This is a genomic window from Streptomyces caniscabiei, assembly GCF_014930365.1.
Lineage (GTDB): Bacteria > Actinomycetota > Actinomycetes > Streptomycetales > Streptomycetaceae > Streptomyces > Streptomyces caniscabiei.
Genome location: NZ_JABXWI010000006.1, coordinates 1 through 19,133 on the forward strand (window position 1 = coordinate 1; position 19,133 = coordinate 19,133).

The 19,133-nt window shown below is 71.9% G+C and carries 15 protein-coding genes; 11 read left to right on the forward strand and 4 right to left on the reverse strand.

Annotated elements, in window-relative coordinates; genetic code table 11:
* Positions 1-434: 434 nt before the first annotated feature.
* Together HW837_RS17510 and HW837_RS17515 are read left to right on the forward strand one after the other, a co-directional pair.
* Positions 435-1,322, forward strand: a complete 888-nt coding sequence (locus tag HW837_RS17510; RefSeq protein ID WP_045563147.1) for a biotin--[acetyl-CoA-carboxylase] ligase — start codon at positions 435-437, stop codon at positions 1,320-1,322.
* A gap of 387 nt (positions 1,323-1,709) precedes the next feature.
* Positions 1,710-2,873: an adenylate/guanylate cyclase domain-containing protein gene (locus HW837_RS17515; RefSeq protein ID WP_045563148.1), complete on the forward strand. Its 1,164-nt coding sequence runs from the start codon at positions 1,710-1,712 to the stop codon at positions 2,871-2,873.
* 191 nt (positions 2,874-3,064) lie between these two features.
* Here the strand turns inward: HW837_RS17515 and HW837_RS17520 are convergent, their stop codons facing one another.
* Positions 3,065-3,622, reverse strand: a complete 558-nt coding sequence (locus tag HW837_RS17520) for a hypothetical protein (protein ID WP_052683193.1) — start codon at positions 3,620-3,622, stop codon at positions 3,065-3,067.
* 651 nt (positions 3,623-4,273) lie between these two features.
* Here HW837_RS17520 and HW837_RS17525 point away from each other — a divergent pair.
* The 3 genes from HW837_RS17525 (at position 4,274) to hutH (ending at position 8,362) form a co-directional block, all read left to right on the forward strand.
* Positions 4,274-5,068, forward strand: coding sequence for an enoyl-CoA hydratase/isomerase family protein (locus tag HW837_RS17525; protein WP_193380972.1), 795 nt, complete (start codon positions 4,274-4,276; stop codon positions 5,066-5,068).
* 299 nt (positions 5,069-5,367) lie between these two features.
* A complete protein-coding gene (locus tag HW837_RS17530; RefSeq protein ID WP_045563149.1) occupies positions 5,368-6,537 on the forward strand; it encodes a GGDEF domain-containing protein in 1,170 nt (389 codons plus the stop codon).
* A gap of 286 nt (positions 6,538-6,823) precedes the next feature.
* The gene (hutH, locus tag HW837_RS17535) at positions 6,824-8,362 is read left to right on the forward strand and encodes a histidine ammonia-lyase (RefSeq protein ID WP_045563150.1); all 1,539 of its coding nucleotides are present in this window, start codon (positions 6,824-6,826) and stop codon (positions 8,360-8,362) included.
* A 167-nt stretch (positions 8,363-8,529) separates the two neighbouring features.
* Here the strand turns inward: hutH and HW837_RS17540 are convergent, their stop codons facing one another.
* On the reverse strand, positions 8,530-8,841 hold the full coding sequence (locus HW837_RS17540; RefSeq protein ID WP_234379444.1) for an LPXTG cell wall anchor domain-containing protein: 312 nt from the start codon (positions 8,839-8,841) through the stop codon (positions 8,530-8,532).
* 110 nt (positions 8,842-8,951) lie between these two features.
* On the opposite strand from HW837_RS17540, the gene HW837_RS17545 reads away from it, so the two are divergent.
* On the forward strand, positions 8,952-9,296 hold the full coding sequence (locus HW837_RS17545) for a hypothetical protein (protein WP_045563184.1): 345 nt from the start codon (positions 8,952-8,954) through the stop codon (positions 9,294-9,296).
* Positions 9,297-9,514: 218 nt separating this feature from the next.
* Positions 9,515-10,783: a L,D-transpeptidase gene (locus HW837_RS17550; RefSeq protein WP_093790374.1), complete on the forward strand. Its 1,269-nt coding sequence runs from the start codon at positions 9,515-9,517 to the stop codon at positions 10,781-10,783.
* A 7-nt stretch (positions 10,784-10,790) separates the two neighbouring features.
* On the opposite strand, the gene HW837_RS49610 is transcribed toward HW837_RS17550, so the two are convergent.
* The gene (locus HW837_RS49610) at positions 10,791-10,922 is read right to left on the reverse strand and encodes a hypothetical protein (protein ID WP_267887714.1); all 132 of its coding nucleotides are present in this window, start codon (positions 10,920-10,922) and stop codon (positions 10,791-10,793) included.
* Positions 10,923-10,977: 55 nt separating this feature from the next.
* Here HW837_RS49610 and HW837_RS17555 point away from each other — a divergent pair, with 55 nt between their 5' ends.
* From HW837_RS17555 to HW837_RS17565, 3 genes are all read left to right on the forward strand, one after another.
* The gene (locus HW837_RS17555) at positions 10,978-12,471 is read left to right on the forward strand and encodes an ABC transporter permease (protein WP_045563152.1); all 1,494 of its coding nucleotides are present in this window, start codon (positions 10,978-10,980) and stop codon (positions 12,469-12,471) included.
* 70 nt (positions 12,472-12,541) lie between these two features.
* Positions 12,542-13,225 (forward strand): ABC transporter ATP-binding protein, encoded by a 684-nt coding sequence (locus HW837_RS17560; RefSeq protein WP_045563153.1) that lies wholly within the window; start codon positions 12,542-12,544, stop codon positions 13,223-13,225.
* A gap of 240 nt (positions 13,226-13,465) precedes the next feature.
* On the forward strand, positions 13,466-16,858 hold the full coding sequence (locus HW837_RS17565) for a S8 family peptidase (RefSeq protein WP_193380964.1): 3,393 nt from the start codon (positions 13,466-13,468) through the stop codon (positions 16,856-16,858).
* A gap of 46 nt (positions 16,859-16,904) precedes the next feature.
* Here the strand turns inward: HW837_RS17565 and HW837_RS17570 are convergent, their stop codons facing one another.
* Entirely contained in the window at positions 16,905-17,825 is a 921-nt protein-coding gene (locus HW837_RS17570; protein WP_193380963.1) for a helix-turn-helix transcriptional regulator, read from the reverse strand.
* A gap of 181 nt (positions 17,826-18,006) precedes the next feature.
* Between HW837_RS17570 and HW837_RS17575 the strand changes: the two genes are divergently transcribed.
* Entirely contained in the window at positions 18,007-19,050 is a 1,044-nt protein-coding gene (locus HW837_RS17575) for an NAD(P)-dependent alcohol dehydrogenase (protein WP_060883507.1), read from the forward strand.
* Positions 19,051-19,133: the final 83 nt, after the last annotated feature.

The window sequence follows — 19,133 nt, forward strand, 5'->3', positions numbered from 1 at the left end:
GCCCTTGGCGTGCTGCTTCTCCACCGCGCGCTCGGAGCCGGCGTGCGTCGCCTCGTGGATCCGGCGCTGCAGATCCGCGAGCTTCCCCGCGGTCGTGTGAATGTCGATGCTTGCTGACTCTTCCGGCTCGGACATCGGGATGCGGCTCCCTGCCTGCTCAAGGGGACGTGAGGGATCGGTCGTACGTGGTGCGTGGCGTGCTCAGAAGTGGGTGTGGTTACTCATCCGTAGAGTAGTGCTGCGCCTACCGTTCGGCAGTGCGGCGTTTACCACACTCCTGACCCCTTCCGCTCGTACGATCGGAGCGTCGCGGCGGGACACGTCGGAGGGGCGGCATCACGAGAGTGATCGAGCGCCCGTGAACCTCGGCTCGTCAGGGCTGGAATCCGTCCCCTTCTCGCGGGGCGGAGGATGTCAAACCTAGGGTGGGTTGCATGACGAACCCACCAGGTGCACAAGGTGACCCGTCCAGCGGACCGGGTGAGCCGAGGTCGGACCGCTGGTCCGACCTCGGCCGGCCGCCTCTCAACTCCGCCTCCCTGCGCCGGGCCCTGGTCCGGGAGGGCGGGCTGTGGAGCTCCCTGGACGTGGTGCCCGTCATCGGCTCCACCAACACCGACCTCGCGGGGCGGGCCGACCGGCTTCCCGAGGGCGCGGTGCTCGTCGCCGAGGAGCAGAACGCGGGCCGGGGCCGGCTCGACCGGGTGTGGAGCGCGCCGCCGCGCTCCGGGCTGTTCTTCTCCGTTCTCCTCAAGCCGACCGAGGTGCCCGTCCGGCACTGGGGCTGGCTGCCGCTGCTCAGCGGCGTCGCCGTCGCGACCGGGCTGTCCCGGATCGCCGGGGTCGACACGGCGCTCAAGTGGCCCAACGACCTGCTGGTGACCGTGCGCGGTGAGGAGCGCAAGGCGGGCGGCATCCTCGCGGAGCGCGCGGGCGCCGAGGGGGTCGTCATCGGGATCGGCATCAACGTCAGCCTGCGCGAGGACGAGCTGCCGGTGCCGACGGCCGGATCGCTGGCGCTGGCCGGTGCGGAGACCACGGACCGTGACCCCCTGCTGCGGGCCGTGCTGCGGTCGTTGGAGGAGTGGTACGGGCGATGGCGGGCCGCCGGGGGCGATCCGTCCGTGAGCGGCCTCCAGGAGACCTACGCCGCGGGCTGCGCGACGCTGGGGCGCACCGTGCGTGCCGAGCTGCCCGGGGACCGGTCGGTGGTGGGGGAGGCCGTGGCCGTGGACGGCGACGGGCGGCTGGTCCTTGCCACGGAGCACGGGGTGCAGGAGCCGGTGGGGGCGGGGGACATCGTGCATCTGCGGCCCGTGTGAGGGGAAAGCCGCGGAGACGGTGGGTGCCGGGTGCCGGGTGCCGGGTGCCGGGTGAGGGGTGGGACGTGGGGCGGTCTGTGGGTGGGTGCGGCCTACACGGGTGTGGGCCGCGGGTGGTGGCGGGTGAGGCCTGTGGGGCCGGTGTGGGCTGAGTGATGTGTGGGTGGGGTGGGGGGTGGGGACTCGGGGTGGTGTGTGGGGGAGGGCGGGTTCGCTCGTCGGCTCCTGCCGGGTGCCGTTGGGGCCCGTCCGGGTGGCGTGACTGCCCGCGGCGGGCTTGGGGGTGTCCACCATCGGCCCCACCTGACGGAGTGAGCTGGCGCACACCTGCCGTAGAGTTGAGGCCGGTCGAGTACGTGACCGCGGGAGATCGGAAGGGCAGCAGGAGTGAGCGTCGAGGACACGGGCTCCGGCACGGACGCGGATGGCCGCGTGGAGCCGCCCCCTCTCTCGGCTTCGCTCGAGCGGGGCGAGCCCCATGACGTGGACGCCGACGAGGAGGACCCGCTGGCGTTGCGGCTCGAAGGGCTGATCCTCGGGGCCGAGCGCCGGTACACCCCCTTTCAGGCGGCGCGCAGTGCCGGGGTCTCCATGGAGCTGGCGTCCCGTTTCTGGCGGGCCATGGGCTTCGCGGACATCGGTCAGGCCAAGGCGCTGACCGAGGCCGACGTGCTCGCGCTGCGGCGCCTCGCCGGTCTCGTGGAGGCGGGGCTGCTGAGTGAGGCCATGGCGGTGCAGGTCGCCCGGTCGACCGGGCAGACCACGGCGCGGCTGGCCGAGTGGCAGATCGATTCCTTCCTGGAGGGGCTGACCGAGCCGCCGGAGCCGGGGATGACCCGGACCGAGGTGACGTATCCGCTGGTCGAGCTGTTGCTCCCGGAGCTGGAGGAGTTCCTCGTCTACGTCTGGCGGCGCCAGCTGGCCGCCGCCACGGGCCGCGTCGTGCAGGCCGCCGACGACGAGGAGATGGTCGACAGGCGCCTGGCGGTCTGCTTCGCGGACCTCGTCGGGTTCACGCGGCTGACCCGTCGGATGGAGGAGGAGGAGCTCGGCGAGCTGGTCGAGGCCTTCGAGACCACGGCGGCGGACCTGGTGGCGGCGAACGGCGGGCGGCTCATCAAGACCCTCGGCGACGAGGTGCTGTACGCCACGGACGACGCGGGTGTCGCCGCCGAGATCGCGCTGCGCCTCATCGAGACCATGGCCAACGACGAGACCATGCCCGAGCTGCGCGTCGGCATGGCCTTCGGCACGGTGACGACGCGGATGGGCGACGTCTTCGGCTCCACCGTGAACCTCGCCAGCCGGCTCACCTCGATAGCGCCGAAGGACGCGGTCCTCGTCGACGGCGCCTTCGCCGAGGAGCTGACCCGTACGGGCGAGGCCCCCGCCTCCGAGGCCGAGGCCGCCGAAGCCGCGGCCGCCGCGGAGAAGGAGGGCGAGGAGCCGCCCACCTACCGTTTCGCCCTCCAGCCGATGTGGCAGCGACCGGTGCGTGGGCTGGGCGTGGTCCAGCCGTGGCTGCTCACGCGGAGGCCGGGGAAGGTGTGAGGGGCGAGGAGCCGCCGGGTGTCCGGCGCCTTCTCGTGGCACGGCCACAGCCACAGCCACAGCCACAGCCATAGCTACGGATCCGGGGTCGGCTGTGTGGCCGCTCCTGTGGTCACGGTGTTCCCTCTGGTCACGGCTGTCCCTGTGGCAACGGCTGTCCCTGTGGCTACGGCTGCGGTGGCTGATCTCTGTTATCCGCTCAGGGCGTCGTCGACGCATACGCCGACGATCGGGACGCACAGGCCCGGTTTTGTCGGCTTCGTGGGCGTGGTCGTGTCGTCGGGGGCCGTCGGCGTGGTCGGGGAGTCCGGTGCGGTCGGCTGCTGGGGGGCCGCCGCCGGGGGCTGGGTGGGTGCGGGAGCGGTGGGCCGGGAGGCTTCCGGCGCGCGGGGTGCCGTGGACGTGTCCGGGGCCGGCGGAGTCCTGGGGAGGTCGCCGGTGCCGGGGGCGGCGGGGAGGTCGACGCCGATGGAGGGGGCGGGCCGGTAGGCGGAAGGGGTCGGGGTGGGGGAGGGCCCTCCCGGTGACGGAGGCTGCCGGGTGGGCGTGGGGTCTCCGCCGCCCATGGGAGCGTCGGCGGTGGGGATGCCCGCGTCGGTGCCCGGCTCGCCGCCCACGGTGGCTCCCGCCTCGGTCGTGCCGTCCGTGACGTCGTCGGGCGCGCTCGGGGCCGGGCCCGCGGCGCCGACGCCGCCGACCGGGTCCGATGCCAGCCGCAGGAGGCTCAGGGCGCCGGCGGCCAGTGCCATCCCGCCCACCGCGAACAGCAGTTTCCGGGGCCGAGGCCGGCGGTGCCGGCCTCGCGGGCGAGGAGCGGGCTGGTCGGGGGTGTGGGCGACCTGGTTCGGGCGGCCTGTCGAGATCCCGGACGTGGTCGAGGAGAAGGGCGTCGTGAGGGTGGCGGGGGTCGTGGAGGGCTTCCACGGGGGCGGGGGCGTCGCCGAACCCGTCGACGGTGCCGGGTGTGGCCTCGGTGTCGTCGGTGGCTGCTGTGGCGCCCGTGGTGTGGTCTGCGTCGGCCTGGTGGCCGTGTTCGTCGTCATGGTTCGTCCCTCCCCTGCGCGCCCGTGTCCCTCGGTGCGCCTATGGCGGAGCGCAGGTTATGCGCCGTGGTCGGCGCTGTGGCCGGAGAAGGTCCGGATGTCACCCGTACGGGGAAAAGATCGTCGGGGTTCGTCAAGGGGGCGCGCCGTGGGGGCTCCCGTTGGGGTGGCCGCGGGGAGCACGGATGACGCCGTCTGCCGCCGCGTGTCCGTCGGGGTGGAGGGGTGGGGAGGGACTGGGGCTGGGGTGGTCGTGGGGCGGGCCGGGGTTTCGTCCGGCGGGGGTGGCTGGGATGATCGGGGCGGTGCTTGTTAACTGTCGTTAACCGGGAGGGTGTCATGGGTGACGGTGTGGCTGTGGGGGAGCGGCGGTTCGGGGAGTTCGTCATGGTGCGGCGGCACGGGTACGTCGCCGAGCTCGCGCTGGACCGGCCCAAGGCCATGAACGCCGTGTCGACCGACATGGCCCGCTCGGTCGCGGCGGCGTGCGACGCGCTCGCCGCCGACCGGGACGCCCGCGTCGTCGTGGTGACGTCGACGCACGAGCGGGCGTTCTGCGTGGGAGCGGACCTGAAGGAGCGGAACTCCTTCAGCGACGCCGATCTGGTGCGCCAGCGGCCCGTCGCCCGCGCCGCGTACACCGGCGTGCTGGAGCTGCCGATGCCCACGATCGCCGCCGTGCACGGCTTCGCGCTGGGCGGCGGCTTCGAACTCGCCCTGTCCTGCGACCTGATCGTGGCCGACCGTACGGCGGTGGTGGGGCTGCCCGAGGTGTCGGTGGGGGTGATCCCGGGGGGTGGCGGTACGCAGTTGCTGCCGCGCCGGGTGGGGGCCGCGCGGGCCGCCGAGCTGATCTTCACGGCGCGCCGGCTGGAGGCCGAGGAGGCGCGGGAGCTGGGGCTCGTGGACCAGTTGGTGGAGGAGGGGCGGGACCGGGCCGAGGCCCTGGCGCTGGCCGAGCGGATCGCCGCGAACTCGCCCGTAGGGCTGCGCGCGGCCAAGCGTGCGCTGCGGCTCGGGCACGGCCTCGACCTGCGGGCCGGTCTGGAGGTCGAGGACGCGGCCTGGCGCTCGGTCGCGTTCTCGGGCGACCGCGCGGAGGGTGTGGCCGCCTTCAACGAGAAGCGAAAGCCCGCCTGGCCGGGGGAGTGAGCGGAAGGGGGGCCGAGCGGACACGGGTGGAGCGGAAGGGGGCGGGTGGGGCGTCGGCGAGCGTCGGCTGTCCGGGGGTGTGGTGCTGGGCTTGTGGCTTTCGTGGGGGTTGCGTGGCGCGTCCGTCCGGTGCGGCCTGCGTGGCCTGGCGCGGTCGGCGCGGTCCGTTCGGCTGGCCCGGCTCGGTCGCCCCGGGGGCGGGACAACTCTCGGTGCCGCTCTCGGTGCAGCGCTCGGCCCGTACCCCTGTTCGCCCCACTAACGTCCCTAATCGGGGCAAAGCTACCTAGCCTGGGGTGATGGGAGAGGACAGGCGGCTGAGGGCCGTGGTGGCGTTGGCGCGGGGGATGGCGGGGGCGCGTACGTCGCGGGAGACGTGGTGGGCGGCCGCGGACGGATCGTGTCGCGCGCTCTCGGGGAGCTTCGCCGCGCTGTCCGTCTGGGAGCGGGAGCGCGGGCTGCTGCGGGTGCTGGTGAACGTGGGGAACCGGGCGCCCGACGAGGAGGAGTTCCCCGAGGACGAGACGTACCCGGTGCACGAGTTCCCGGAGATCGCGGAGTTCCTGCACGAGCGGTGGCTGGAGGGCGGTGAGCCCAACGCCTGGGTGGAGACGGCCGCGGGGCCGGTCGGCGGGCGGCGGCCCGGCGGCTACTGCCATCAGCGGGTCGCCGCGCTGCGCCGGCGCGGGCGCGGCTGCTGTGTGGTGGCGCCCGTCGTGCTCAACGGCCGGGCGTGGGGGGAGCTGTATGTGGCCCGGCCCGCCGGGGAGCCCGTCTTCCACGGTGACGACGCCGCGTTCGCCACCGTGCTCGCCTCGGTCGTGGCGGCCGGGCTCGCGCAGTCCGAGCGGCTGGAGGAGGCCCGGCGGCTCGCCTTCACCGACCCCCTGACCGGGCTGGGCAACCGGCGCGCGGTCGACCTCCGGCTCGACGAGGCGATGGAGGCGCACCGGCGCGACGGGACGGTGATCAGCCTGGTCGTCTGCGACCTCAACGGGCTGAAGAAGGTCAACGACTCCTACGGGCACGCGATGGGGGACCAGCTGCTGGAGAGGTTCGGTTCCGTGCTGTCGCGGTGCGCGGCCGAACTGCCCCGGGTGCTGGTCGCGCGGCTCGGCGGGGACGAGTTCTGTCTGCTCGCGGTCGGCCCGTCGGCGGACGACGTGGTGCGGGTCGCCGGGGATCTGTGTGTGCGGGCGCGGGAGCTGGAACCGGGGGACGGGGTGGCCTGCGGGGTCGCGTCCACCGGCGACCCGATCGGGCCCCTGCGCTCGGCCCGGCGGCTCTTCCGGCTGGCCGACGCGGCGCAGTACCGGGCCAAGGCCGCGGGCTCCGTCGAACCGGTCGTCGCGGGGCGCGAGGGAGAGGGTGCGGAGGACCCGGTGGTGAGCCTCGCCGACCGGCCGCCCGCGCCGGTGGACCCCGCGCACCCGGGGGACCGGCGCCGCATTCGAGGGCGCCGGTCCTAGGGCGGGCCGCGCGGCGGGTCGAGTCGGCGCGCGGTCCTGGGCTGCCCACGGCCAAGGGGGGAGTGGGCCGTGGGCCGGTCCGAGATATCGACCCTACTCGCCGTCCGCGACCTCTACGGCTCTGACCTGGGGGTTCTGACCAATCTCTGAGCAACCTCCGATCGTTCTCCGAGCGGATTCCGATCTACGCGGATTGCGGATCGCGGTGGGTAAGGAGCCCCTGCGCCCTTCGGTCGTGACATTCGGCGATTCAGTCCCTACGATCCTGAATATGGATATGCACTCTGTGGACACGGTGGTCCTCGGGACGTCCGGGGTCACCGCGGCCGACGTCCTCGCCGTGGCGCGCGCCGGCGCCCGGGTCGAGCTCTCCGACGAGGCGGTGACCGCCCTCGCCGCGGCGCGCGAGATCGTGGACGCGCTGGCGGCCAAGCCGGAGCCCGTCTACGGCGTCTCCACCGGCTTCGGCGCCCTCGCGACCCGGCACATCAGCCAGGAGCTGCGCGCCCGGCTCCAGCGCAACATCGTCCGCTCCCACGCGGCCGGCATGGGGCCGCGCGTGGAGCGCGAGGTCGTGCGCGCGCTGATGTTCCTGCGGCTGAAGACCGTCTGCTCCGGCCGGACCGGCGTACGGCCCGAGGTCGCGCAGACCATGGCCGACGTCCTCAACGCCGGTATCACCCCCGTCGTCCACGAGTACGGCTCCCTCGGCTGCTCCGGCGACCTCGCGCCGCTCTCGCACTGCGCGCTCACCCTGATGGGCGAGGGCGACGCGGAGGGCCCCGACGGCGTTGTAGGGCCCGCCGGTGAACTGCTCGCCGCACACGGCATCGCCCCCGTCGAGCTGCGCGAGAAGGAGGGGCTGGCCCTCCTCAACGGCACCGACGGCATGCTCGGCATGCTGGTCATGGCCCTCGCCGACCTGGACATGCTGTACACCTCGGCCGACATCACCGCCGCGATCTCGCTGGAGGCGCTGCTCGGCACGGACCGGGTCCTCGCGCCCGAGCTGCACGCGATCCGCCCCCACCCCGGCCAGGCCGCCTCCGCGGCCAACATGCTCGCCGTGCTGAAGGGGTCGGGACTCACCGGGCACCACCAGGACGACGCGCCCCGGGTGCAGGACGCCTACTCCGTGCGGTGCGCCCCGCAGGTGGCCGGCGCCGGGCGAGACACGCTCGCGCACGCCCGGCTCGTCGCGGAGCGGGAGTTGGCCGCGGCGGTCGACAATCCCGTGGTCCTGCCGGACGGGCGGGTGGAGTCCAACGGGAACTTCCACGGCGCGCCCGTCGCGTACGTCCTCGATTTCCTCGCCGTCGCGGTCGCGGATCTCGCGTCGATCGCGGAGCGGCGGACGGACCGGCTGCTCGACAAGAACCGGTCGCACGGGCTGCCGCCGTTCCTCGCGGACGACGCCGGGGTCGACTCCGGGCTGATGATCGCGCAGTACACGCAGGCCGCGCTGGTGAGCGAGCTGAAGCGGCTGGCCGTGCCGGCCTCGGCCGACTCGATCCCGTCCTCCGCGATGCAGGAGGACCATGTGTCGATGGGCTGGGCCGCGGCGCGGAAGCTGCGGACCGCCGTGGACGGGCTGACGCGGGTGCTGGCGGTGGAGCTGTACGCCGGGACGCGGGGGGTCGAGCTGCGGGAGGGGCTCGTGGCGGCGCCGGCCACGCGGGCCGTGGTGGAGGCGGTGCGGGCGGCCGGGGTCGAGGGCCCCGGGCCGGATCGCTTCCTCGCGCCCGATCTGGCGTTGGCCGAGGGGTTCGTGCGGGACGGGCGGTTGGTGGCGGCGGCGGAGTCCGTCACGGGGGTACTTGCCTGAGGGCCGTGGGCGCTTCGGGTGCGGGTCCGGTGGGGCTTCTCGCGCAGTTCCCCGCGCCCCTGAAGGGCCTACGGCCCCTTCGGGCCGAAAAAAGCACGGGGCGCAGCCCCTGCTTTTTCAGGGGCGCGGGGAACTGCGCGACCAGCCCCCACTCACCCGCAGGCGAACTACGCGCCCCCCACCGGCCCCAGGTCCTCGTGTTCGCGGCGGATCGAGTACGCGACGAACGCCGCGCCCAGGGCCAGCATCGTGGTGCCGCCGATGATGTAGGGCGTGGTGTTGGGGCTGCCCGTGTCGGCCAGTTCGCGGGTGTCGGCCGAGGTCGTGGTCGCGGTCGTCGCCCGGTCGCGTATGGGGGTCTGCTCCTGCGTCGCGTTGGCGGACGGCACGAACCACAGGGCACCCAGGAGGGTGCCCGCGGCGGTGGCGGTCAGCAGCGATCGGCGGGCGGTGGACGACGCGCGACGTGCGACGGACACGGAATATCGATCCCCTTGTGGCGCTGGCGAATTGGCCGTAGGGGGCGATGCTAATGAAAGGCGCGGGTCGCGGGAAAGTCGCGTCACCTGTGAGCCGTACGCTCCGGAGCATGAGTACAACGGAGACATCACAGTTTGTCCGCCTTCGCGTGGAGTTGGTGGTCGAAGTCGAGAACGTCGAGGCCATCACCGGGGCCGCATTGCGACGGATCGCGGACGACTCCGATATGCCCGCCGATGAACGGGTACACGCCGAGAACGCGGTGACGGAGGACACGGCGGAGGCCCTCGCCTATCTGGTCGACCCGTTCGACCTGGTCGGGGACGTGCCGGGGGTCGAACTGGCCCAGGCCTCCTGGAGCAGCGAGGGAATCGACTACGACCCCGATTCGCCGGAATGGGGTCTGGACGAGGATGATGACCGGGAGGACGAAGAGGAAGACGGACTCGGCTGAGCGGCTCGGGAGATTGATTGCCCCGGGCGGCAACCACCGCCCGGGGTTCTTTCGTCTCATGGATCGCACCAGTCACTAGTGCACCGCCGCCGGGTCGCCGTCGATCCGTTGCGGGTGGAGTGGCGTATCCCACATATCCGCTTCGGCGGAACGGCTCGGTGCCGTAGTGGTGTTTAAGTGCTTACGGGGATCTTCGGCGTTTTGGGGATTCGGCAACGATGGAGAAGCGTGTGATGACGAACAGTAAGCGGCGCAGGGGCCTGACGGTCGCGTCCGCACTGCTCGGTGGGGTGCTGGTGCTCTCTGCGTGCAGCGGGGGTGACAGCGACAACGCGTCCGGGAACGACGGCGGGGACTCCTCGCAGGCCCAGGCCGACAAGGCGGCGGCCGAGAAGACCTCCGAGGCGGACATCAAGATCACGCCGAAGGACGGCTCGGACAACGCCTCCATCAACAACTCGGCCAAGGTCACCGTGAGCAAGGGCACGCTCACCGAGGTCAAGATGACCACCTCCGAGGGTGCCGCCGTCGAGGGCGAGATATCCGCGGACAAGAAGAGCTGGGCCCCGAGCGTCCAGCTGGAGCGGTCCACCAGCTACAAGATCACGGCCGCGGCCCAGGACTCCGAGGGCCGTGAGGCCCACGAGAACTCCGCGTTCACCACGGTCTCCCCGGCCAACAGCTTCATCGGCAACTTCACGCCCGAGGACGGCTCCACCGTCGGCGTCGGTATGCCGGTCTCGATCAACTTCGACAAGGCCATCACCAACAAGGCCGAGGTCCAGAAGGCGATCACCGTCTCCAGCAGCTCCGGCCAGGAGGTCGTGGGGCACTGGTTCAACGCCAACCGCATCGACTTCCGCCCCGAGGACTACTGGCAGGAGGACTCCACCGTCACCCTGAAGCTCGCGCTCGACGGGGTCGAGGGCGCCGACGGTGTCTACGGTGTGCAGCAGAAGACGGTCACCTTCAAGATCGGCCGCAACCAGGTCTCCGTCGTCGACGCCAAGACCAAGCAGATGAAGGTCATGCAGGACGGGAAGGTCGTCAAGACCATCCCCATCTCCGCCGGTTCGCCCGAGAACAAGACCTACAAGGGCGTCATGGTGATGTCGGAGATGTTCAAGGAGACGCGCATGAACGGCGCGACCGTGGGCTTCACCGACGACGACGGCAAGGGCGAGTACGACATCAAGGACGTGCCGCACGCCATCCGCCTCACCACGTCCGGGACGTTCATCCACGGCAACTACTGGGGCGCCGACTCCGTCTTCGGCAGCGTCAACACCAGCCACGGCTGTGTCGGTCTGAACGACACCAAGGGTGCCAACGACAAGGGCACGGCGGGCTACTGGTTCTACAACAACTCGATCGTCGGTGACGTCGTCGACATCCGGAACACCGGCGACAAGACGGTCGCCCCGGACAACGGCCTCAACGGCTGGAACCTGAACTGGGCCGACTGGAAGGCGGGCTCGGCGGTCTGATCCACCGTCAGCCCCACCAGCACCACAGCACACCAACGACGATGCCGTCCCCGGGGAGCACCCGGGGGCGGCATCGTCGTTCCGCGAGGTCGTCGTCCGTCGGGTCGTCGTCCGCGGGGTCGCGCACAGGGGTTCTCATCAGGCTCTTATCCAGGGCTTATGCCTTCATCACGCGGCGTCCCTAGCTTGCCGCCATGTTCTTCACCTACCTGAGGCGCGAACTGCGCCGCCGCAGAAAGGCGGCGCTCGTCGTCGCCTCCGGCCTCGCCCTGGGCATCGCGCTGGTGATCGTGGTCAGTTCCGTGTCCTCGGGCATGGAGAAGGCCCAGGCCACGGTGCTCGAATCCCTGTACGGCCTGGGGACGGACATGACCGTCACCAAGGCCGCCGCCGCACCCGGCGAGAACGGCGGCCAGCGCCCCCGGTTCGAGTTCGACGCCCAGGACGACGACTCCGACGAGGAGCAGAGCAGCGACCTCGTCCGGGTCCAGGGTTTCCAGACGCTGGCGAGTTCGACCGTCACCGAGGTCGGCGAGCAGGAGGGCGTCGCGGAGGCCGTCGGTGGTCTCAGCCTCCAGGTCATCAAGGTCGACGGGCAGTTCCGGCGCGGGCAGTTCCAGCAGGACGAGGGGACCGGGGGCGAGCAGCAGGGCGGACCCGGCGCCGGGCGGAGCGGCGGCACGGGGCAGCCGCAGGGGCGGGTCGAGGGCGGCGGCGCCGAGTTCGACGTCGACAACTACTCCGTCTACGGCACCGACGTCACCGAGCCCGAGCTGGGCCCGCTGACCTCCTCGAAGATAACCAGCGGTCGTACGTTCAAGACGTCCGAGACGAACGCCGAGGTGGTCGTCGCGGACGCGTCGTACGCCAAGGAGAAGGAGCTGAAGGTCGGGAGCAGCGTCACGATCAACAGCGTCAAGTACCAGGTCATCGGGCTCGCGACGCCCGACAGCGGAGACGCGGCGGCCAACCTCTACATGCCGCTGAAGCAGGCGCAGACCCTCAGCGACTCCCCGGACAAGATCACCACGATCTATGTCAAGGCGAGCGACTCGCAGCGGATCGACAGCGTGAAGGCGGCCATCCAGAAGAACATCTCCGGGACGACCGTCACCACCTCCGCCGACCTCGCCGACACGGTCTCGGGGTCGCTGTCCACCGCGTCCGACCTCGCCGCGAACGTCGGCAAGTGGCTGTCGGTCGCGGTGCTCGTGGCCGCGTTCCTGGTGGCCGGGCTGCTCACCTCCTCGGCCGTGTCGCGGCGCGTGCGGGAGTTCGGCACGCTCAAGGCGCTGGGATGGAAGTCGGGGCGGGTGACCCGGCAGGTCGTCGGCGAGGCCGTCGTCAACGGACTCGTGGGCGGCGCGCTCGGGATCGCGCTGGGCCTCGGCGGGGCCTACCTGGTGACGGCGATCAGCCCGACGCTCCAGGCGGAGATCGGCGCGAGCGGCGGTGGGTTCGGCGGTGGACCCGGCGGCGGTGGACCCGGCGGCTTCGCCGGTGGTGCCGGTGGTGGACGCCAGGCCGCCTCGAACGCGCTCGACGTGGCGCTCACGGCACCCGTCAGCGTCACGACCATCGGCGTGGCGGTGGGGCTCGCCGTCGCGGGCGGCCTGATCGCGGGGGCGTTCGGCGGCTGGCGCGCCTCCCGGCTGCGGCCGGCGGACGCGCTGCGGCGCGTGGAGTAGGCGGGCCGGCGGCACGACCGCCCGCGGCCTGACCGGCCACCAACCCTTCTGTCTCTTCCGGGAGTTGCACATGTACGTACTCAGCGGCGTCACCAAGCGGTACGCGCGCGGCAAGGACACCGTGACCGCTCTCGACGCGGTCGACCTCACCATCGCCGACGGGGACCGGCTGGTCATCCAGGGCCCCACCGGCGGCGGGAAGTCCACGCTGCTCCAGATGCTCGGCGGGTTGGACAAGCCGTCCGACGGGAGCATCGAACTCGACGGTACCGATCTGGCGAGGCTGTCGGAGGCGAAGCTCACCACCGTGCGGAGCCAGAACATCGGGTTCGTGTTCCAGAGCTTCAACCTGATCCCGACCCTGACCGCGCAGGAGAACGTGGAGACGGCTCTCGTGCCGCTCGGGGTGAGGGCGAAGGAGCGGCGGGAACGGGCCGCCGAGGCGCTGGAGTCGGTGGGCCTGGGCGAGCGGCTGGGGCATCTGCCGGCCGAGCTGTCGGGTGGTCAGCAGCAGCGCGTCGCCATCGCCCGCGCGCTGGTGAAGCGGCCCAAGGTGCTGCTCGCGGACGAGCCCACCGGCAACCTCGACGAGTCCACGCGCGACGAGATCATGGAGGTCCTTCAGACGCTGTGGAAGGAGCACGGGCTCACGTTCGTCATGGTCACCCATGACTCCGTCCTGGCGAAGCAGGCCCCCCGGGTCGCGACGATCCGCAAGGGGCGGATCACGGTGAAGGAGAACGCCGGGGCGTGAGCCGGGCGGCCGCTCCGGGGCACAGAAGTGCCGGCGCGGGGCGCCGGGGCGCGGAGTCCGGGGCGCGTGCGGATCGCGCGTGGCCCGGCGTTCGCCGCTGTGCGCCCGGCCGCGAGCCGTGTGGCACGAGTTGACCCCCGGTCATACTGCGTAGACCGGGGGAATTGACGCGTATGTGTGCGGACGCTCCCCTGGCCGGATGAACCGGGTCAACCGGAACAGCGGGCTTGAGGGGGAGACTTGCGCAGACATGTGAAGCGTGCGCGTACGGCCGCGACCGCCCTGGCGTCGGCCGTGGTGGTCACGGCGGGAACGGCCCTGGGGACGACGGCGGGCATGACCGGCCCGGCGTCCGCGATATCCGGGCACACCACCGGCACGACCCTGGCCGGCCCCGACACCCTGGCCGGCCCCGACACCCGGGGCGCGGGAGCCGGGGTGAGCCATCGCATCACCCTCGTCACCGGCGACCGGGTGCTCGTCGACGCCGAGGGACGGGTGCTGGGTCTGGAGCGGGCGAAGGGCCGGGAGGGCGTGCCGGTGCAGCTGCGCCGGGCCGACGGCCACACCTATGTGCTGCCGGCCGACGCGGCCCGCCTCATCGCCACCGGAAGGGTCGACAGACGGCTCTTCGACGTCACCGTGCTGAACCGCTCGGCGACCCGCTCCTCCCAGCAACAGGGCCTCAAACTGATCGTCGGCTACTCGGGGACCGCCGCCGGCGCCCGCGCCGACGTGCGGGACGCCGGCGACACCGAGGTCCGGCGCACGCTGAAGACCCTGAACGCCGACGCGGTGCTCACCCCGAGGGACGATGCCGCCGAGCTGTGGAAGGCCGTCACCGACGCCGACGGCACCACCGCCACCGGGGTGGCGAACCTCTGGCTGGACGGCGTCCGCACGGTCAGACTCGACACTTCGGTCGCCCGGATCGGCGCCCCCAAGGCCTGGAAGGCCGGCTTCGACGGCAAGGGCGTCACCATCGCCGTACTGGACACGGGCATCGACACCACCCACCCCGACCTCAAGGGCCGGGTCAGGGCCGCCAAGAACTTCTCCGCCTCGCCCGACACCACCGACAAGTACGGCCACGGCACGCACGTCGCCTCCATCGCGGCCGGTACCGGGGCGAAGTCCAAGGGCAGGTACCGGGGCGTCGCGCCCGGAGCCGAGCTGCTCAACGGCAAGGTGCTCAGCGACGAGGGCTACGGCGACGACTCCGGCATCATCGCGGGCATGGAGTGGGCCGCCGAGCAGGGCGCCGACGTGGTCAACCTCAGCCTGGGCGGCGGTGACACCCCCGAGGTCGACCCGATGGAGGCGCAGATCGACAAGCTCTCCGCCGAGAAGGGCATCCTCTTCGCGGTCGCCGCCGGCAACGAGGGCGACGGGCCGCGGACGGTCGGCTCGCCGGGCAGCGCGGCCGCCGCCCTCACCGTCGGCGCCGTCGACGACCAGGACAGGCTCGCCCCGTTCTCCAGCCGCGGTCCCACCGCGGACGGCCGGATCAAGCCCGACGTGACCGCGCCCGGTGTCGCCGTCACCGCCGCCGCGGCCCCGGGCAGCGTCATCGAGGAGGAGGTCGGCCAGAAACCCGAGGGGTACCTGACCATCTCGGGCACGTCGATGGCCACCCCGCACGTCGCGGGCGCCGCCGCCCTGCTCAAGCAACAGCACCCGGACTGGACGTACGCCGAACTCAAGGCCGTCCTCGTCGCGTCCGCCAAGGGCGGCCCGTACACGCCGTTCGAGCAGGGCTCGGGCCGTATCCGCGTCGACCGGGCGATCAAGCAGCGAGTCGTCGCCGACCCGGTATCGGTCGACTTCGGTGTCCAGGAGTGGCCGCACACCGACGACAAGCCGGTGACCAGGAAGCTCACCTACGAGAACCTCGGCGGCAAGGCCGTCACCCTCACGCTCTCGGTGACCGGCACCGCCCCGAACGGCAAGCCCGCCCCGGCCGGCTTCTTCAGGCTCGGCGCGAAGAAGGTCACCGTCCCGGCGCGCGGCAGGGCCTCCGTGAAGGTCACCGTCGACACCAGGTTCGGCGGCCGCGTAGACGGGGCGTACTCGGCGTACGTCGTCGCCCAGGGCGGTGGCCAGGGCGTACGCACGGCGGTCGCCGTGCAACGCGAGGAGGAGTCGTACGACGTCACCCTGAAGATGATCGGCCGGGACGGCGGGCCCGCCGCGCACCACATGCTCGATCTGACCGGCGTCGCGGGACTCGCCCAGGACACCTGGTTCACGCCGTACGACAAGGACGGCACGGTCGAGCTGCGGGTGCCGGAGGGGACGTACATCTTCAACGCCGGGATCGTCGTGGACCCGAAGGACTACGGCAAGGGGGTGGCCTGGCTGTCCCGGCCGAAGCTCACCGTCGACCGGAACACCTCCCTGGTGCTGGACGCGCGCAAGACGGAACCAGTGAACATCACCGTGCCCGACACGGGCGCCGAACCGGCCTTCGCGGCACCGGAGTTCACCCTGCGGGTCGGCGGCGGCGGGTACACCTTCGGGTGGCTGCTCGACACCTATGAGGGCTTCCGCACCGCACACCTCGGTCCGCCGGTCACCGGCGACAGGCTCAGCCAGAACTGGGTGGGCCAGTGGACCGAGGGCGACACCGAACAGTGGGCGGTCGCCACCGGGGGCGAGGTCGCGAAGCTCGCCACGGGCTTCACCAAGCGCTGGAAGAAGGGCGAACTGTCCACCGTGCGGACCGGCCTGGGCTCCTCCGCCGCCGGGAAGACGGGCGCCGTCATCCCCTGGGCCTGGCTCCCCGGCAGCTTCGGCTCACCCGCCGTCGGCGTCCCGCAGCCGCTGCCCGGCACCCGCACGCTGCACCTGTCCGCCGTGCGCGGGGTGAAGTGGAGCCTGGACTTCGAGCAGTACGGCGCCGAGGACGAACAGGGCTTCCCGCTCCTGGACGCCTACTACACGACCGGCGACAGCCACACCTTCAAGGCGGGCCGAACCTACGAACAGACCTTCAACGTCGGCGTCGTCGGCCCCAGGATCGCCGGGTTCCACGGCATCCGCCGCGACGGGAACACGCTGTACGGGCTGCTGCCGATGTTCGCCGACGGGCGCGGACACGCCGGGGCCTCCTTCTACGAGAAGGTCACCACGGTCCTTCACCGAGACGGGAGGAAGCTGGCCTCCGGCGAGGACGCGCTGGACGGGTCCGGGCAGTTCAAGGTGCCGGCGGGCCCCGCGACCTACCGTCTGACGACGTCCATCTCCCGCTCCGCCGACCTGGCCAGGGCCTCCTCCCGGATCGACGCGAGCTGGACCTTCAGGTCGCAGAAGACCGCGAGCGACAGGAAACTCCCGGTCTCCACCGTCCGGTTCGGCGCCCCCTTCCTGGGGCTCGACAGCACCGCCCCGGCCGGCACCGAGGGCACCGTCCGCGTCAGCGTGCAGGGCGCGGCCAGGGGCGCCAACCTCAAGTCGCTGACCGTGTACGTGTCCGGTGACGGGAAGAAGTGGACGAAGGTGGCCCTGAAGAACAGCAGGTTCACCCAGAAGACCCCGGCCGCGGGCAGGAGCGTCTCCCTGCGAGCCGTGGTGACCGACAAGAAGGGGAACAGGTCGACGGTGACGATCCACGACGCGTACTTCGGCAGGTGACGGACGCGCCCGTCATAGGCAGGGCGGCGGCGCCGTGGCCGGGTGGTTACGGTGTCGCCGTCGACGCGCGCGTCGCGTCCGTGCCCCAGCTGGCCAGGAGACGCAGGGCGTCGGCGGAGGGGGAGCCCGGTTCGGCGTGGTAGGTGATCAGGCTCTGCTCGTGGTCGTCGGGGAGGTGGAACGTCTCGAAGGAGAGGGTGAGTTCACCGACCAGGGGGTGGTGCATGCGCTTCACCCCGTGGCTCTTCTCCTTCACGTCGTGCGTCGCCCACAGCCGCCGGAACTCCTCGCTCTTCACCGACAGCTCGCCCACCAGCGCAGACAGCAGCGGATCGTCCGGATGACAGCCCGCGTCCATCCGCAGATAGCTGACGATGTCGGCCGCCTTCTGGTCCCAGTCGACGTACAGATCGCGGTAGTCGGGCCGCAGGAACACCATCCGCGCCCAGTTCCGGTCCTGCGCCGGCAGCGCCGACCAGTCGCCGAACACTGCCGCCGCCATCCGGTTCCACACCAGGATGTCCGAGCGCCGGCCCGTGACGTACGCGGGAATGCCGTCGAGGGTGTCGATCAGCTGCCGCAGGGCGCCCCGCACCTGCTGCGGCCTGACCGACCGCTTCTTCTTGTGTGCCTTCGGCTTCGCGAGATGCGTGAGATGGGCGTGCTCCGCGTCGTTCAGCCGGAGGGCGCGCGCGATGGCGTCGAGCACCTCCGCCGACACATTGCGCCCGTTGCCCTGCTCCAGCCGCGTGTAGTACGCCACCGACACCCCGGCGAGCTGTGCCAGCTCCTCCCGGCGCAGCCCGGGGACCCGGCGGTGCCGTCCGAAGGCCGGCAGGCCCACGTCCTCCGGTTGCAGCCGGGCCCGCCGGGTGCGCAGGAACTCGCTGAGCTCGGCGCGCCGGTCCAGCGCCCCGGCGGCCTGTCCGGCCTGGGGGTCCCGCGGGGCTTCGGGCTGTTCGTCCATACGGCAAGTATTCATGGTCGTACGACCACACGGGCCGGTGAGCCTGACCCCGCCAGTGGTAGGACCGGCAGACGTACGCAAAGCCGTGACCTGGGTGATGCGCGGGATCTCGGGCAGGCTGGTCCTCGCAGCCGGCCGGAAGGCAGGCCGGATGCGGGACGATGATCAGGAGAATTCCGGCATGACCACCACTGTTGCCGCCTACGCGGCGCCCGCCGCCAAGGCTCCGCTGGAGCGCACCACGATCGAGCGCCGCGAGGTCGGTGAGTTCGACGTACTGATCGACATCAAGTACGCCGGTATCTGCCACTCGGACATCCACCAGGCCCGCGAGGGCTGGGGCGAGGCGATCTTCCCGATGGTCCCCGGCCACGAGATCGCCGGTGTCGTCGAGGCCGTCGGCTCCGGCGTCACCAAGTTCGCCGTCGGCGACAAGGTCGGCGTCGGCTGCATGGTCGACTCTTGCCGTGAGTGCGAGAACTGCCGGGCGGGCCTGGAGCAGTACTGCCTCAAGGGCAACGTCGGCACGTACAACGCCGTCGGCAAGGACGGCGAGCCCACCTACGGCGGCTACGCGGAGAAGATCGTCGTCGACGAGGCCTTCACCCTGCGCATCCCCGACGGCATCGCCCTCGACGAGGCCGCGCCCCTGCTGTGCGCCGGCATCACCACGTACTCCCCGCTCAAGCACTGGAACGCCGGCCCCGGCAAGAAGGTCGCCGTCGTCGGTCTCGGCGGCCTCGGTCACATGGGGGTCAAGCTCGCGCACGCGCTCGGCGCCGAGGTGACCGTGCTCTCGCAGTCCCTCAAGAAGCGCGAGGACGGCCTGAAGCTGGGCGCCGACCACTACTACGCGACCAGCGACGAGGCGACGTTCAAGGAGCTGGCGGGCACCTTCGACCTGATCGTGTCGACGGTCTCGGCGCCCCTGAACCTGGACGCCTACCTCTCCCTGCTGAAGACCGACGGCGCCTTCGTCAACGTCGGCGCCCCCGAGGAGCCCGTCGCCCTCAACCTCTTCTCCGTCATCGCCGGCCGCAAGACCCTCGCGGGCTCCGGCATCGGCGGTATCCCGGAGACCCAGGAGATGCTGGACTTCTGCGCCGAGCACGGCCTCGGCGCCGAGATCGAGCTGATCCGCGCGGACCAGATCAACGAGGCGTACGAGCGGGTGCTGGCCAGCGATGTGCGCTACCGGTTCGTGATCGACACGTCGACGATCTGAGCGCGTCGGGTCGGACGGGGCGGTCGCGTCGTGTCCGGCTGCGGGTGAGTGGGGGCTGGTCGCGCAGTTCCCCGCGCCCCTCA